12 protein-coding genes are annotated in these 16,269 nt (G+C 30.5%); 7 read left to right on the forward strand and 5 right to left on the reverse strand.

What is annotated here, in order from left to right; all coding sequences use genetic code 11:
* Nucleotides 1-57: 57 nt before the first annotated feature.
* Nucleotides 58-1,098 (forward strand): PLP-dependent cysteine synthase family protein, encoded by a 1,041-nt coding sequence (locus GQR95_RS10845; protein ID WP_159023174.1) that lies wholly within the window; start codon nt 58-60, stop codon nt 1,096-1,098.
* A gap of 132 nt (nt 1,099-1,230) precedes the next feature.
* Nucleotides 1,231-2,487 carry an aminotransferase class I/II-fold pyridoxal phosphate-dependent enzyme gene (locus GQR95_RS10850; protein WP_159023175.1) on the forward strand — a complete coding sequence of 419 codons (1,257 nt, stop codon included), beginning with the start codon at nt 1,231-1,233 and terminating at the stop codon, nt 2,485-2,487.
* 67 nt (nt 2,488-2,554) lie between these two features.
* Here the strand turns inward: GQR95_RS10850 and GQR95_RS10855 are convergent, their stop codons facing one another.
* Both GQR95_RS10855 and GQR95_RS10860 read right to left on the reverse strand, forming a co-directional pair.
* Entirely contained in the window at nt 2,555-3,673 is a 1,119-nt protein-coding gene (locus tag GQR95_RS10855) for a GTP cyclohydrolase (RefSeq protein WP_159023176.1), read from the reverse strand.
* A gap of 67 nt (nt 3,674-3,740) precedes the next feature.
* Nucleotides 3,741-4,751 (reverse strand): transporter, encoded by a 1,011-nt coding sequence (locus GQR95_RS10860; RefSeq protein WP_159023177.1) that lies wholly within the window; start codon nt 4,749-4,751, stop codon nt 3,741-3,743.
* Nucleotides 4,752-4,865: 114 nt separating this feature from the next.
* On the opposite strand from GQR95_RS10860, the gene GQR95_RS10865 reads away from it, so the two are divergent.
* From GQR95_RS10865 to GQR95_RS10880, 4 genes are read left to right on the forward strand one after another with little or no spacing between them, the layout of a single operon-like run.
* Complete coding sequence (locus tag GQR95_RS10865; protein WP_159023178.1) at nt 4,866-5,144, forward strand: DUF4834 family protein; 279 nt, start codon at nt 4,866-4,868, stop codon at nt 5,142-5,144.
* Nucleotides 5,145-5,173: 29 nt separating this feature from the next.
* Nucleotides 5,174-7,594 carry a YfhO family protein gene (locus tag GQR95_RS10870; RefSeq protein WP_159023179.1) on the forward strand — a complete coding sequence of 807 codons (2,421 nt, stop codon included), beginning with the start codon at nt 5,174-5,176 and terminating at the stop codon, nt 7,592-7,594.
* Nucleotides 7,595-7,619: 25 nt separating this feature from the next.
* Nucleotides 7,620-8,897, forward strand: a complete 1,278-nt coding sequence (locus GQR95_RS10875) for a glycosyltransferase (protein ID WP_159023180.1) — start codon at nt 7,620-7,622, stop codon at nt 8,895-8,897.
* The gene (locus tag GQR95_RS10880; RefSeq protein ID WP_159023181.1) at nt 8,897-10,354 is read left to right on the forward strand and encodes a lipopolysaccharide biosynthesis protein; all 1,458 of its coding nucleotides are present in this window, start codon (nt 8,897-8,899) and stop codon (nt 10,352-10,354) included. The genes GQR95_RS10875 and GQR95_RS10880 overlap by 1 nt, the downstream gene beginning before the upstream one ends.
* A gap of 57 nt (nt 10,355-10,411) precedes the next feature.
* On the opposite strand, the gene GQR95_RS10885 is transcribed toward GQR95_RS10880, so the two are convergent.
* Nucleotides 10,412-11,476 (reverse strand): hypothetical protein, encoded by a 1,065-nt coding sequence (locus GQR95_RS10885; protein WP_159023182.1) that lies wholly within the window; start codon nt 11,474-11,476, stop codon nt 10,412-10,414.
* A gap of 163 nt (nt 11,477-11,639) precedes the next feature.
* The gene (locus tag GQR95_RS10890; protein ID WP_159023183.1) at nt 11,640-12,212 is read right to left on the reverse strand and encodes an NUDIX hydrolase; all 573 of its coding nucleotides are present in this window, start codon (nt 12,210-12,212) and stop codon (nt 11,640-11,642) included.
* 90 nt (nt 12,213-12,302) lie between these two features.
* Between GQR95_RS10890 and GQR95_RS10895 the strand changes: the two genes are divergently transcribed.
* A complete protein-coding gene (locus tag GQR95_RS10895; protein ID WP_159023184.1) occupies nt 12,303-13,286 on the forward strand; it encodes a DUF3667 domain-containing protein in 984 nt (327 codons plus the stop codon).
* A gap of 9 nt (nt 13,287-13,295) precedes the next feature.
* On the opposite strand, the gene uvrA is transcribed toward GQR95_RS10895, so the two are convergent.
* Complete coding sequence (uvrA, locus tag GQR95_RS10900; protein ID WP_159023185.1) at nt 13,296-16,079, reverse strand: excinuclease ABC subunit UvrA; 2,784 nt, start codon at nt 16,077-16,079, stop codon at nt 13,296-13,298.
* Between the last annotated feature and the right edge of the window lie 190 nt (nt 16,080-16,269).

Consider the following 16,269-nt stretch of genomic DNA (forward strand, 5'->3'; position numbering starts at 1 on the left):
TTTTTGTCAGGTTTTGGTTAATTCATGTAACAATGAAGGCGCTTTAATTTAGCATTTATGAAATACAAAAATCAAGTTTTTGATAGCGTACTGGATTTAGTTGGAAGCACTCCCTTAATAAAACTAAATAAAATTACGTCTCAATTACATGGTGATTTTTATGCTAAAGTAGAAGCTTTTAATCCAGGGCATTCCTCTAAAGATAGGGTTGCATTATATATTGTAGAACAGGCCGAAAAACAAGGATTTTTAAAACCTGGAGATACTATAATAGAAGCCATATCTGGTAATACGGGATTTAGTATTGCTATGGTTAGTATGATTAAAGGGTATAATTGTATACTCGCTGTAAGTTCTAAAGCATCGGTAAATAAAATCGATATGTTAAGAACTATGGGAGCAAAAGTTTATGTCTGTCCTGAAAATGTAAGTGCAGATCATCCAAAATCGTATTATAAGGTTGCTAAAAGGTTACATAAAGAAATAGAAGAATCTGTTTACATCAATCAATATATTAATCAATTAAATATTGATACACATTATAAATCTACTGGACCTGAAATTTGGAAACAAACGGCAGGTAAGATTACACATTTAGTAGCGTGTAGCAGTATGGAAGGAATAATTTCCGGTACAGCAAAATATTTAAAAGAACAAAACCCAAATATTCAAATATTAGGTGTAGATACTTTTTGCTCGGGGTTAAAAACACAACACGACACTAAAGTATTCAACGAAAGAGAAATTTATTCTTATCGTATAGAAGCATTAGATGAAAAATTAATTCCTACAGCTACAGAATTTGATGTTGTAGATGAGGTTGTAAAAGTAAGTCACTCAGAAAGTGCTCATACAGCAAGATATCTTGCAAAAACAGAAGGTATGTTTGTTGGGTATACATTTGGAGCTGTCATGCAAGCTGTTTTTCAGCTAGGAGCAGAGAATAGGTTTTCTGAAAAAGATGTAGTAGTTGTTATTTTTCCAGATCATGGTTCTCGCTATATGAGTAAGATTTATAGTAATAAATGGATGAATGAACAAGGTTTTTTTGATCATTTTAATAAAGAAACAGTACAAAATATAGAATTTATAAGATAATAATTGAGCATAATGTTTTGATTATATAGACATTGTGCTTTGTTATTAAGTTTGTTAACAACGGAGTAAAAAATTATTATGCCATAATGTCAAAAATGGCTAATTTTGCATAACATAATATTAGTAGCTTAAATGAAAGATTTATTTGAAAAAATATATAAGGATAAAGGACCTTTAGGAAAATGGGCATCTCAAGCAGAAGGTTATTTCGTTTTTCCTAAAATAGAAGGAGAAATATCTAACAGAATGAAATTCCAAGGCAAAGATGTAGTTACTTGGAGTATTAATGATTACTTAGGATTAGCTAATCACCCTGAAGTGAGAAAAGTAGATGCAGAAGCAGGAGTTGCTTACGGATCGGCTTATCCAATGGGAGCAAGGATGATGTCTGGTCATACAGATCTTCATGAAAAGTTACAAAAAGAGTTAGCTGAATTTGTCAGTAAGGAAGCTGCTTATTTATTAAACTTTGGTTACCAAGGAATGTTATCTACTATTGATGCTTTAGTGTCTAAAGATGATATTATTGTTTACGATGTAGATGCGCATGCATGTATTATTGATGGTGTTCGTTTACACATGGGTAAACGTTTTACTTATAAACATAACGACATGGTAAGTCTAGAAAAAAATCTAGAACGTGCTACGAAAATGGCAGAACATACTGGAGGAGGAATTTTAGTGATTTCTGAAGGTGTTTTTGGTATGCGTGGAGAACAAGGTCGTTTAAAAGAGATTGTTGCTTTAAAAGAAAAATATAGCTTTAGATTCTTAGTTGATGATGCACATGGTTTTGGAACTCAAGGTAAAACTGGAGCTGGAACCGGTGAAGAGCAAGGTGTACAAGACGGAATAGATGTCTACTTTGCAACATTTGCTAAAGCTTTAGCAAGTACAGGTGCTTTTATTGCTGCCGATCAAGAAATTATAGATTATTTAAAATATAATTTACGATCTCAAATGTTTGCTAAATCATTGCAAATGCAACTGGTTGTTGGTGCTTTAAAGCGTTTAGATATGCTTAGAACTATGCCAGAATTGAAAGCTAAACTTTGGGAAAATACAAATGCTTTACAATCTGGATTAAAATCTCGTGGTTTTGATATTGGTACAACACAAAGTTGTGTAACACCAGTATACTTAAAAGGAAGTATCCCTGAAGCTATGGCTTTAGTGAAAGATTTACGTGAAAACTACGGAATTTTCTGTTCTATAGTTGTATATCCTGTAATTCCTAAAGGATTGATTTTATTAAGATTAATTCCTACGGCTACTCACGATCTTCAAGATGTAAATGAAACATTAGATGCTTTTGATGCTATTCGTTCTCGATTAGAAAATGGAACATACAAACGTTTATCTGCTTCTGTTGCTGCAGCAATGGAATAAGAAAAATAGTTTATTACATATAAAAAAAATCCGAAACGTTTAGTTTCGGTTTTTTTTTGTTTTAATATTATTCTAAATCTTTACGATACGTTTTTCTGCGTTTATACGTTTTAGCATCAAAATGTTTCCAAATTTGATGTGATGCATAATTCTCTTCTAATTCAGGAGTACGAATACAGTTTTTAACACCCATAGGTTTTAAGGTTTCGTAGTATTCGTTAAAGATAATGGCTGTAACACCTTTGTTTTTATATTTAGGGTCTACACCAATCAAGTAAAAAGATACTGTTTCACATTTCTTTTTAGCTCTTAATAAATGTAAAAATCCAAAAGGGAAAAGCTTACCATTTGCTTTTTGAAGCGCTTCTGCAAATGAAGGCATAACTACAGCAAAGGCAACCATATTCTCATCTTCATCCATAACAAATTTTATAAATTCAGGATTGATAAATGAGATAAATTTTTCTTTAAAATAAGCTTTCTGTCTTTCTGTAATTTCAACAAAAGAAGCTAATTCTGAATAACTAGAATTAAACAAATCGAACATCTGATCTACGTAAGGCATTAAATCCTTAGTTTTTGTAAAATTTAAAGGGTGTAAACCGTAACGTTTTTTTACTAAATCATTTACTCTTTTAAAGAATTCTGGTTTAACATTAGAAAACGGAAATTTGTTTTCTTGATATTCTTTTTCTTGTATTAAACCTAGTTTTTCTAAATGCTCTACATAATAAGGGTGATTATACCAAGTAATCATAGATCCAATATGGTCGTAGCCTTCTGTTAAAACTCCAACTTTATCTAAGTTAGAAAAACCAATTGGCCCTTCCATATATTCTAATTGGTGTTGTTTACCAATAGTGTTTACTTTGTCTAGCAATGTTTTGGTTACTTCTACATCGTCTATAACATCGAACCATCCAAAACGGATTTTCTTTTGCGATTGTTTTAAATCTAAATTATTTATAATTATAGCAATTCTACCTACTATTTTATTATTTTTAAGAGCTACAAATAAATGTGCTTCAGCATTATTAAATATTGGATTTTTGTCTTTGTTAAAAACCTCCATTTCTTGAGAGATAATAGGAGGAACCCAATATGGAGAATCCTTATAAAGTTCGAAAGGAAATTCTACAAAAGCTTTTAATTCTTTTTTTGTTTGTACTTCTTTTAATATAATCATTTAATGATTTCTACGTATTCAAATATTTAATAATGTAATATACTTTGGAGTTGCCTTACAATTAAAGCTAATCCATTTTATATTCTGTTGGTGCAGAATCGTTGTTTTCTTCCTCACCAAATTTATAGAATTCTTTGTTGTTTTGACGCTCAGTTTCTTGTTTTGCAGATGTTCCGTTTTCTTTTGCAGTTATTTCTTTGTCTTTATGTAAATCTATACGGTAAGAGGCTCCGAAGTTAAGACTAAACACAGTTGGAGTATCTTTTACATTAAAGGTAACCGCTGTATCAAATTGTAAGTTTTTATTCCATAAATACGCGCCACCTAAACGAAATAAATCATCTGAATAAAAATCATTCTTTATTCCTTGATATTCTCCAAAAGCAACCCATTTTTCATTAAACCCATGCGTTAAAGTAAAAATATATTGCAGGTCTGATGCGCTTGTACCGTAACTATCTTTCATTCCAATTCGGTTTTTAGAAAGATTCATTATAAATACCCATCCATTTGCAAAATTATGTTGTGTTGCTATAGATACTTTCGGACTAAATCCTTCAATACCATAAGGTGTGTATGGATTAAATTCTGTATCGTAATTTACACCTGCATATACAGAAACAGCAGGAATTAAACGACTCCATTTAAATTTTCTATTGGCTTTCCAGCTGTAAAGATTTGGTTTGTCTTCGCCTGCATTTTTATTCGGATCGTAAACTAAATATTTAGCACCCATAGAAAAGTACTTCATATTAGAACGTTTATACTCTTTATCTACGTCAGAACCGTAATAAGTTTGTTTGTCGTTTTGAAAAGTTCCATCTACAATAATTTCTAAAGGCTCCCATAATAATCCGTAACGTGCTGCAAAATCTACACCAGCTCCACTAACATCGTAATCTAAAGTTTCATGTTTTTCCTTAACATAATAAGGTCCTGCTTCTACTTGTATAACGTTAACACCTACAGAATAAGCACTTTTAGATACTCCTGGGCGGTTGGAATTAATAAGATCTGTGTACTGTGCAGAGCATAAAAAGGGAACGGCACATAAAATTATAGCGATATAGGTTTTCATAGGTTAAGTACTTTTGTGGTATTAGCCTCCAAATATAGAGATTTTATATTTTTTTTATCAATTTACAATTCATTTTAAAGTATAAGAATTGTATTTTTGTGCAAAACAACAACTATGCTTCAATACGCTTCGGCGCCAGGTTTAATTAGAACGATATTAATAATTTTATTGATTTGGTTTGGTGGTAAGATTCTTTTAAGATTATTTGCCCCTTTTATTATGCAGTTTTTTGTAAAAAAAGCCGAAGAAAAGTTTGGATCTCAATTCAATCCTAATCAACAAAAACGTCAACAATCTCAACCTGAAGGAGAAGTTGTTATAGATAAGATGCCTAAGCAAGAAACTTCAAATAAAAATGTAGGTGAATATGTAGATTACGAAGAAATTGATTAATTTTCGCAATCATAGATTAATACATATTCATGTCATTTTCAATTAAACGATTTCTACCACATTTATTAGTTTTTATAGGTTTTGTTATTATTTCATTAGCCTATTTTAGTCCAGTTTTAAAAGGAAAAGAAATTTTTCAGAGCGACATCATGCATTATATTGGGATGTCTAAACAACAAAACGACTTTAAAGCCCAAACAGGAGAAGAAACCTATTGGACTAATAGTGCATTTGGTGGTATGCCAACATACCAGTTAGGTGCAAAATATCCTCATAATTACATTAAAGCATTAGATTTAACGATTCGATTTTTACCAAGACCGGCCGATTATCTGTTTTTATACCTTATAGGATTCTACATTCTTTTATTGACTTTAAAAGTAGACTTTAAACTCGCTGCACTAGGGGCTCTCGCTTTTGGGTTTTCTACCTATTTAATTATAATACTTGGCGTTGGGCATAATAGTAAAGCACATGCGATTGCATATATGCCTTTGGTTTTAAGCGGAATATTACTCACATTTCAACGAAAATATATTTCAGGGTTTTTATTAACCACAGTTGCTATGGGGCTAGAATTGGTCGCAAATCATTACCAAATGACCTATTATTTAATGTTATTGGTATTGGTTCTAGGAGTTGCCTATTTAATAGATGCTTATAAAAATAAAGAATTACCACACTTTTTTAAAACTGTAGGGATTTTATTGGCGGCTGTAATTCTATCTATAGGATTAAATGCAACCAATATACTTGCAACTCAAGAATACGTTAAAGAAAGTACACGTGGGCAAAGTGAATTAACAATAAATGCAGACGGCTCTCCAAAAGAAGTAACTACAGGTTTAGATAAATCTTATATTACCGAATATAGTTATGGAAAATTAGAAGCCCTAAATTTATTTATTCCTAGAATTTTTGGAGGAGGAAGCCATGAAGATGTTGGTACCGATTCTGAATATTATCAGTTTAATTTAAAACGTGGTGCAACACCTTTACAAGCTAGACAAGCTGTAAAACAAACACCAACGTATTGGGGAATACAACCTATTGTAGAAGCACCTGCATACGTAGGAGCTGTTATTTTATTTCTTTTTGTATTGGGATTATTCCTTGTAAAAGGACGAAAAAAATGGTGGTTAGTTGGAGGAACCGTGTTGTCTTTATTATTATCCTTCGGAAAACATTTCGGATTATTAACAGATTTCTTTATCGATTATGTACCTATGTACAATAAGTTTAGAGCCGTAAGTTCTATTCAAGTGATTTTGGAATTATGTATTCCTGTTTTAGGAATTTTAGGTTTAGCAGAGTTGTTTAAAGCAACAGAATCTAATGATGAAAAATTAAAAGCTTTAAAATTTTCTGCAGGAATTGCAGCAGGTTTAGCTGTACTTATATTGCTATTAAAATCTACTTTATTCGATTTTGTTGGCGGAAATGATGGGTATTACTCACAAAATTATGGGCCAGATTTTATAGATGCTATTCGTGCAGATAGAGCATCTATGTTTACTCAAGATACGTTAAGAACCTTAATATTTGTGTTATTATCTGCATCTGTTATCTTTATGTTTTTAAAGAAAAAACTATCAGAAACACTTGTAGTTGTAAGTTTTGCTGTTTTAATCTTATTCGATTTAATAAGCGTTGACAAACGTTATGTAAATAACGATGATTTTAAATCTGCAATGCAGGTTAATAGACCATTTCAACCGAATGCTGCAGATTTACAAATTTTAAAAGATACCACGCATTTTAGAGTTTTTGATGTAACTTCTGGTGCCGCAAGAGCGTCATATTTTCATAATTCTTTAAACGGTTATCACGCTGCTAAATTGGGAAAATACAATGAAGTGTTCAATTTTTATATTTCTAAAAATAACATCAACGTGTTAAACATGTTGAACACAAAATATATTATTGCGCAAGACGAAAAAGGAGCTTATTTTCCTTACGAAAACACAGATGCAGACGGGAATGCTTGGTTTGTTAACCGAGTTAAAACGGTAGAATCTGCAAATCAAGAAATACAAAAATTAGATAGTTTAGATACAAGACATGTTGCTGTAACGACTTCTAAAACTATAAAATACACAACGAATGTTGTAGACTCTACAGCGTCTATTAAAGCTGTAAATTACAAGCCTAATTATATTAAATATAAGTCTAGTAATTCTCAAAATGGTTTTGCTGTATTTTCTGAAATATATTATGCAGATGGATGGGATGCTTTTATAGATGGAAATTTAGTGCCACACGAACGTGTTAATTATATTTTACGTGGTTTAGATATTCCTGCAGGAGATCATATTATTGAGTTTAAATTTGAACCAACAGTTATTAAAAAAGGAAGTACTATTGCTTTAGCGAGTTCTGTAGTATTTGGTATTTTAATGTTAATTGGATTATTTTTCGGATTTAAAAAAGCGTCTTTAACTAAAGACTAGTTTTTCTTAATCAAAATACTTTACAATGAAAAAAAATGTGCTTATCGTGACCTATTATTGGCCTCCAGCAGGTGGGCCAGGTGTACAACGATGGCTAAAGTTTGTAAAATATTTACCTGAATTTAATATCAATCCGATTGTTTATATTCCAGAACATGCAAATTACCCGTTAGTAGATGAGAGTTTATTAGCAGATGTTCCTTCTAATTTAACAATTTTAAAAAAGCCTATAAAAGAGCCCTATAAATTAGCTCGTTTATTATCTGGAAATAAGACAAATACTATAAGTAAAGGGATTATTACAGAAGAAACAAAACAGAGTAGAGTAGAACGTTTGATGCTGTATATACGCGGTAATTTTTTTATTCCAGATGCTAGAAAATCATGGATAAAACCGTCTGTTTCCTTTTTAAGCGATTATATCTCTAAACATAATATAGATACCGTAATTACTACTGGCCCTCCGCATAGTTTACACTTAATTGGTTTAAAATTAAAAACGAAATTAAATATAAAATGGATTGCCGATTTTCGTGATCCGTGGACAACAATCGGATACCATAAAGAATTAAAATTAACAGAGTCTTCTGAAGCAAAACATAAAAAATTAGAGTCTCAGGTTTTAAACACTGCAGACGATATAATTGTAACGAGTAATCCCACTAAAGTAGAGTTTGAAGCCATAACAACAAAACCTATTCATGTGATTACAAATGGTTATGATGATATGAAAACGGTAGATTTTTCATTAGATAAAAAGTTTACTATTTCGCATATAGGCTCTTTGCTTTCTAAACGAAATCCTAAAGTATTATGGCAAGTTTTAAGTGATTTAGAAAAAGAAATTCCAACATTTGTTAACGATTTTCAGCTAAATATTATAGGAAGTATTGGTATGGATGTTTTACAGTCTATACATAATTGGGGTTTGGGTAATTATTTTAATAATGTTGGTTATGTGTCGCATTCAGAAGCTATTAAATATCAAAAACAATCACAATTATTATTGCTTATTGAAATAGATTCTGACGATACTAAATGTATAATTCCTGGAAAGTTATTTGAATATATGGTATCTAATCGACCTATAATTGCCTTAGGACCGGAAGACTCTGATGTAGAAAAAATATTAAAATCTACTAATACAGGACAGTACTTTTTATACAATGATTATAGTAATTTAAAACAAACCGTTTTAAAACATTATGAAGCGTTTAAAAATGGAAATTTACAAGCTCACCCAATAGGATTACAAAAATATTCTAGGAGATCACTTACAGAAGTTCTTTCAAAAATAATCTAATGGGAGTTGTTATAAATCAATCCATAAAGAATACCATAATTACGTATTTAGGGTTCGGATTGGGCGCTATAAATACGTTGTTTTTATTCACTCGTTTTTTAAGTGATGAGTATTTTGGTTTAATTACCTTTATATTATCTACAGCAAATATATTAATGCCTTTAATGGCGTTTGGAGTTAATAATACTATTATAAAGTTCTATTCTACGTTTAGAACACGTCAGTCTCAAAATTCATTTTTAACCTTAATTCTATTTTTACCATTAGTTATTATTATTCCTTTTGGAGCGATAGGATATATGGCTTTTGATACTATAAGTACTTGGATTGCTAACGATAATGAATTGGTAAAAGACTATGTTTGGCTAATTTATATTTCTGCTATTGTTTTTGCTTATTTCGAGGTCTTTTATTCTTGGGCAAAAGTACAAATGCAGTCTGTTTTTGGGAATTTTATGAAAGAAGTATTTCATAGACTTGCAACGATGTTTCTTCTTTTTTTACTGTATTTAAAGGTTATTACAGTAGATCAGCTTATCTATTTAATAATTATAATGTATGTGTTACGCATGTGTATTATGATGGTTTATGCGTTTAGCGTTAAACGGCCCGTATTTAAATTTACTAAACTTAATAAGTTATCTAATATTTTAAAATATACCACCTTAATTATTATAGCAGGTTCTGTTGCTAATATTATTTTAGAGATAGATAAATTTATGATTGGGTTTTATAATTTGTTAGAAAACGTGGCATATTATAGCGTTGCTATTTATATTGCTTCTGTAGTTGGCGTGCCTTCTCGTGCCATGCATCAAATTACAAATCCGTTAACGGCTAAATATTTAAACGAAAAAGATAAGGAGAGTCTTAAAGACTTGTACAAGAAATCGTCTTTAAACTTATTTATAATTAGTGGATTTATTTATTTGTTAATCATTTTAAATATTAACGAACTGTATAAATTAATTCCCGAGCAGTTTGGTAGTGGTATTTTAGTGGTCTTCTTAATAGGTTTAGCAAAATTATTCGATAACCTATTAGGGAACAATAATTCCATTCTATTTAATAGCGATTATTATAGAATAGTTTTAATTCAGGGTGTGTTTTTAGCCATTATATCTGTATTGTTAAACATATACTTTATTCCTCATTATGGCTTAAATGGAGCGGCTTATGCAACATTTATTTCAGTGTTTTTATACAACATTATTAAAATCTCTTTTGTATATCGTAAATTTGGAATACTTCCGTTTTCAGAGAATACACTCAAGGTTTCAATACTTATTTTAATAAGCACTTTGGTGTTCTATTTCTGGGATTTTTCATTTAATCCAATTATAAATATCGGATTAAAATCGATGATAATAGGATTGGTTTATGGCGGAATTTGTTATTATTTTAACTTCTCTGAAGATATTACTAAACTCTTAAATAAGATTTTAAAAAGAGCATAACATAGAAAATCCTGCAAAATGCTTTGAAAAAACTATTTTGCAGGATGTATCTGTATATTAACTTCGTTGTCTTGTATTTCTAGAAGATCTTTCTGTAGTTGTAGTACTAGTGTTTGAATTAGAACTACGTTTAGTAGCCGGTTTTACACTTTTAGAACGTGTGCTAGTACTTGTCTTAGCTTTAGTTGTGTTCTGATTGGATCTACTATTATTTTTAGTGCTTCTTTTTGTGTTATTATTTTTATTACTTGATGTTTTTGTATTCGATTTTGACGTATTCTGTCTAGAACTATTATTGTTAGAACTAGCTCTATTACTCTTATTTGAGTTTACACTATTTGTTCTTTTATAAGTATTCGCAGATCGTGTTCTATTAGAATTTGTTGTATTATAACGACTATTTTTATTGTTATTAGAAGATGTTCTAGTACTATAATTACGAGTTGAAGCTATTCTTGAACGGTTATCATAATTACTGTTTTTAGATTTTTTATACCTACTAACAGCAACAGGTCTTCTATTATTCTTGTATGGTTTATTATACGTTTTACGTACAGGACGGTAATATTTTCTGTAAGGCGTATTGTAAACAACACGATAATTTTGTTGTGGAGCACGATAATAGTTATGCCAAGGTCTGTATATATAACCTACATTATATGCATTTATATAACCTGAGTAATGTGAATATCCATAATTGTTATAATAAATATTCATATTACCAATATGAGATACTAAACCGTAATCATTATAATTAATTGCGATATTTCCAGCACCTATAATACGCCCGTAATAATCGTAATATATTGGTACATTTTGTATTTGTACAATTGCTCCATATTCGTCGTATTGTACATAAGGATTATAGTTATACCCCGTATTGAAACTAAACTGTACATTGGGCGAGTTAATAGCAATGTTTACACTTTTATTTACACCTAATATGTAGAAATCGAATTGTCCGTCTTGAAAGATTGAAAATTCTACACCTTCTTCTGTAAAGATAAAAGTCTTAGGATTATTGTAATTTTTAGTTTGTGTTTTACTTGTTGTATATGTTGTGGCCTTCGTGGCTGGAATAGCAAAAAGGAATAATAGTAATAAAGTATAAAATGATTTCATAGCTTTTTTATTTTGTGGTTCGGACAGTGTTAAATACAAACAGCGTGCCAAAAAAAAATAAAGCTATTGAGTTATTATTAATATAATTTGTTTTTTAATAATAATAACTCATAAAAATAAGTCTATTAAATATAAATAGAATAAGTATTTATTAGATCTTGTATTATTTATTTAAAAGATACCATTGTAAAGCTACTATGGTTTTTGCATCTTTAAAAGCTTGTGCTTTTAGCTTGCTTTTTATTTCAGAAATAGGAAATTTAATTAATTGTATATCTTCATGTTCTTCATCTAATCCACCTCCTTTAAATTTTTTATCTGTAGAATTTACTTCAGCATAAAACGCGTGAACTTTTTCAGAACTTCCTCCTGGAGATGAAAAATATTCTACCATAGATTCCATGTTTTTTACCTCGTATCCAATTTCTTCTTCTACTTCGCGTCTAGCACATTCCATCGGGTCTTCTTCTATTTCCATACAACCAGCAACAATCTCTAGAAGCCACCCGTCGTAATTAGGATGTGTAATTGTAGGATATCTAAATTGATTGGTTAATAATATAGAATCTGTATCTTTTTCTACCAAAAGAATGGCAATGGCACTTCCGCGATCCAAACACTCTCTTACCACTTTAATTTGCGTATCACTTTTAAAAGCATCGTGTAAAATTGTAGCTTTTTTTATTTTAAAAAAAGCTTGGTAAACGATATCTTCTTTAACTATAGTATATTTCATGAGTGATTTTTATAAGGGACTAAGGTAATTAATTATAAGATATTTTAAAAAGTTACTTATCTTCACTTTTTAGATATTTTAATTCTATTTATGAGTAAAACCTGTAAAAATTGTAATTTTAGTTTTGATGATGATTTTAAATTTTGTCCCAATTGCGGACAGAATTATCATGAAGAACTAACGGTTAGTGATGTTTTTAAAAATACCATTAATAATTACTTCTCTGTAGATGCACGTTTTTTTAAGAGTTTTTTGCCTTTACTTTTTAAACCAGGATTTTTACCAGAACAATTTGTTGAAGGAAAGCGTTTAAAATATTTAAATCCTGCACAATTTTATCTGTTTGCTAGTATTGTATTTTTCTTTTTATTTTCTTTTGAAGTTACAGAACAAGAAAAACGTATAAATGCAGAGGTACAAGCGAATTTTAAAACAGTAGATGATGCGTTTACTAAAACAGATACTTTACAAGATGCTATTGCAATTAAAGAAAGTACTGATAATATTGAAATGCAAATAGATAATGGCAATAAAATATTATTAAATAGGAAGACTTTAGATTCTTTAGTAAAGGTAGGAGCAACAGGAGATCGCGTTTTAAAAGGTTTAGGCGTAGATCCAGAGGCAGGTACTTTCGAGAAAAAGTTTTATTCTCAAATATTTAAATTTTATAAGCACAGAAGTAGTAGCTCTTTAATAGATACATTTTATAATTATGTACCTCTTTCGTTATTTGTATTACTACCTGTATTTGCTTTCTTTTTAATGTTAATGCATTATAAGAAAAGGAAATTTGCTCAACATTTAGTCTTTAGTTTATACTACTTTGCTTTTCTATTTATAATGTTTAGTTGTTTTACTATTATTCATTTTATGGTAGAATTACCAAGCTTTTCAAATATGCTTATACTTATATTAAGTTTTCTGTATTTATATTTTGCTATTCGTAAATTTTATAAATCTAGAAAACGTACAAGCTTTGTAAAAGCAATATTAATTTCGGTGGTATTTATATCGTTAGTTATTCCTGTTGCCTTTGCTATTATAGGAACAGCTGCATTTTTGTTTTACTAAATAAACGTTTTAAATTTTATCTTTAAGATATTTTGCTGTCACGCTTTTTTTGTTTTTTACAAGTTCTTCAGGTGTTCCAAAAGCAACAACTTCGCCTCCATATTCACCACCTCCAGGACCAAGATCTATAATGTAATCGGCACATTTTATAAGTTCTAAATTGTGCTCTACAACAATTATAGAATGCCCTTTTTCTATTAAAGCTCTAAACGATTTTAATAGTTTTTGTATATCGTGAAAATGTAATCCCGTTGTAGGTTCATCGAAAATAAAGAGTGCTTTTTCTTTTGTATTTCCTTTACCTAAAAACGTTGCCAATTTAATACGTTGTGCTTCACCACCGGAAAGGGTAGAAGAGCTTTGCCCTAAAGTAACATAACCTAAACCAACATCTTGTAGTGGCTGTAACTTGTTTTTAATTCTGGTTTCTTTATGTAAATCGAAGAATGTAATGGCATCATCAATCGTCATATTCAAGACGTCGTCTATAGATTTATCATGAAACGTAACTTCTAAAACTTCCTTTTTAAAACGTTTTCCGTGGCAGGTTTCACACTGTAAATGCACATCTGCCATAAATTGCATTTCTATAGTGACTTCACCTTCACCTTTACAGGTTTCGCAACGTCCGCCATCTACATTAAAAGAGAAATGCTTGGCTTTGTAGTCGCGAATTTTACTTAATTTTTGATTTGCATATAGGTTCCTAATATCATCGTAAGCTTTAACGTAAGTTACTGGATTAGATCGGGAAGAACGCCCAATAGGATTCTGATCTATAAACTCGATGTTTTTTATGGTACTATAATTTCCTTTTAATTCTGAAAATTGTCCAGGTTTATCTCCAAATCCTGTTAGTGCTTTCTGGATAGCAGGATAAAGAATTTTTTTAACCAATGTACTTTTTCCGCTACCAGAAACACCCGTAACTACGGTTAACATGTTTAATGGAAATGTAACATTTACATTTTTTAAATTATTTTCGCGAGCACCAAGAATTTCAATCTGGTATTTAGATGTAATACGTTTCTTGGGTACTTTAATTTCCATTACACCATTTAAATATTTAGCAGTCAGAGATTCTGAATTTAAAATATCTTTATAAGTTCCTGTAGCTACAACTTCACCACCAAAAGTTCCTGCTTCTGGTCCAATATCTATAATTTCGTCTGCAGCTTGCATAATATCTTCGTCGTGCTCTACAACGATAACCGTGTTTCCTAAATCACGAAGTGCTTTTAAAACATCAATTAAGCGCTCTGTATCTTTTGGGTGTAATCCAATACTTGGTTCATCTAAAATATACATAGAACCCACTAAGCTACTTCCTAAAGATGTGGCCAAGTTTATACGCTGACTTTCACCTCCAGACAATGTATTAGAACGTCTGTTTAGTGTTAAATAATTAAGTCCAACGTTAGATAAAAATTCTAATCTGCTATTTATTTCTTTTAATAAGCGATTTGAAATTGTAGTATCATTTTCATTTAATTCTAATTGTTTAAAAAATACAGCTAATTTATCGAAAGGTAATTCTACTAAATCTGTAATGGTTTTACCTCCAATTTTAACGTAGTTTGCTTCTACACGTAAGCGTTTCCCTTGGCACGTTTTACATTTTGTTTTTCCGCGATAGCGAGAAAGCATCACACGATTTTGAATTTTATAGGCTTTAGACTCAAGCTCTGCAAAGAAACTAGATAAGCCTTCAAAATACTGATTTCCATCCCAAACGAGTTGTTTTTGTGCATCAGTTAATTCAAAATAAGGTTTATGAATAGGAAAATTAAATTTATGAGAATTGTTTACCAATTGGTCTCTAAACCAGCTCATACTTTCTCCTCTCCAAGGAAAAATAGCATTTTCGAATATTGAGAGTGCTGTATTAGGAATTACTAAATCGTCGTCTATGCCAACAATATCTCCGTAACCTTCGCAAGTAGGACAAGCACCATATGGATTATTAAAACTGAATAAATGTACATTAGGTTCTAAGAATGTAATACCATCTAATTCAAAGTTATTACTAAATGAGCGTGTATTATTATCGCTTAATGACTGAATAGAGCAAGTTCCTTTTCCTTCGTAAAATGCAGTCTGAATCGCATCTGCCAAACGGTTAAAGAAATCTTCATTATCTCTGAAAATAATTCGGTCTATAACCAATTCAATGGTTTCAACTTTTGCATCTTCAGGTGCTTCTTCAATTCTAATAACGTCTTCGTTAATTTTAATTCTGGCGTAACCTTGTTGTTTTAAAGCGTTCAGTTTATCTTTTAGAGCTCTACCTTCTTCAAGAATAATAGGAGCGAGGAGTAATAATTTGTCACCGTCCTGAAATGTTTTTACAAATGAAATAACATCTGTAACTGTGTCTTTTTTAACTTCGTGTCCAGAAACAGGAGAGTAGGTGCGACCAATTCTTGCAAACAATAGCTTTAAATAATCGTAAATTTCTGTCGTGGTACCTACAGTAGATCTTGGATTGGTAGAATTTACTTTTTGTTCAATCGCTATGGCTGGTGCTATACCTTTAATATAATCAACTTTTGGTTTATTAAGTCGGCCTAAAAATTGTCTAGCATAACTCGATAAGCTTTCTACGTAACGGCGTTGTCCTTCTGCATATAATGTGTCGAACGCTAAACTTGATTTTCCGGACCCAGAAAGCCCTGTAATAACTACAAGTTTATTTCTAGGAATCACTACATCAATATTTTTAAGATTGTGCAATTTTGCACCTTTTATAATGATGTTTTCTTTAGGATTTACTTCAGAAAGGATCTTGCTCATAGCTGTTTTTAAGTATAGTGTACAAAGATAACATAAGTATGTCAGCTTAGAAAATAGATTGTTGTCCTTTAAAATGTTAAATAAATTATAAAAAAAACTTTGTGATTTGTTTAAGAATATTTATATATTTGAAATCAATAATTCTTAATATACAGCCTATACCGCATAATTACTTTTAAACATTTTAACC

Source organism: Formosa sp. L2A11 (genome assembly GCF_009796865.1).
Classification (GTDB): domain Bacteria; phylum Bacteroidota; class Bacteroidia; order Flavobacteriales; family Flavobacteriaceae; genus Formosa.